This is a genomic window from Agrobacterium sp. MCAB5 (assembly GCF_052114365.1).
Classification (GTDB): domain Bacteria; phylum Pseudomonadota; class Alphaproteobacteria; order Rhizobiales; family Rhizobiaceae; genus Agrobacterium; species Agrobacterium tumefaciens.
In genome coordinates this window covers 1-789 of record NZ_JBFREP010000077.1, presented here as the reverse complement: position 1 = coordinate 789, position 789 = coordinate 1, and the positions used below count along the sequence as shown (strand labels likewise).

Annotated in this window: 1 protein-coding gene; it reads right to left on the bottom strand. The window is 61.0% G+C overall.

Features of this window, described 5'->3' with window-relative positions; genetic code table 11:
* The coding region (locus AB4Z23_RS27390; RefSeq protein WP_441361175.1) for an amidohydrolase at window positions 1-789 on the bottom strand (789 nt) is incomplete at both ends.

Here is a 789-nt window from a genome sequence, read left to right as displayed (position 1 = left end):
GTGGTGGAGGAAATAGGCAAAGTCTTCACTGCCGGGCAGGGGTGGGCAGGTGGAAACGTTGTCGGTACCGACCAACTCCTCGGCTACCTCGCGCGCGAACGCCGTTTCCGCTTCCGAATTCACGACAACAGGATAACCGTATTCGTATTCGATCTCGGCGGTTGCGCCGTGGCCTTCGGCGACGCTCTCCGTCAATTTGCGGATGCGATCTTCCAGCAACTCGGCAATGGCCGGATCGAAGAAGCGCACGCTCATCGAGATCTTTGCCGTATTCGGAATGACGTTGGAGGCTTCGCCTGCGTGGATCGTGCTGACCGTGACAACCGCCGTCTGGGTCGGGTCGACATTGCGCGATACGATGGATTGCAGCGTGACGACGAGATTGCAGGCCACGAGAACGGGGTCGATAGTTAGGTGCGGACGCGAGGCATGGCCACCCTTGCCTTTGATGGTGATGCGCACCGTGTTGCCGCCCGCCATGATCGGACCTGGACGCGTCAGAAGTGCGCCCGCTGGCATACCCGGATGGTTGTGCAGGCCGAAAATAGCGTCGATTGGAAAACGCTCGAACAGGCCGTCGGCGATCATCCGTTGCGCGCCACTGTTCTGACCGGCTTCTTCGGCTGGCTGGAAAATCAGCGTCACGGTGCCGTCGAAACGCCGGGTGCAGGCAAGATATTCGGCGGCGCCCAGAAGCATGGTCGTGTGGCCGTCGTGGCCGCAGGCATGCATCTTGCCGGGAACGGTGCTGGCGTAAACCGCACCCGTCTCTTCGTCAATCGGCAATGC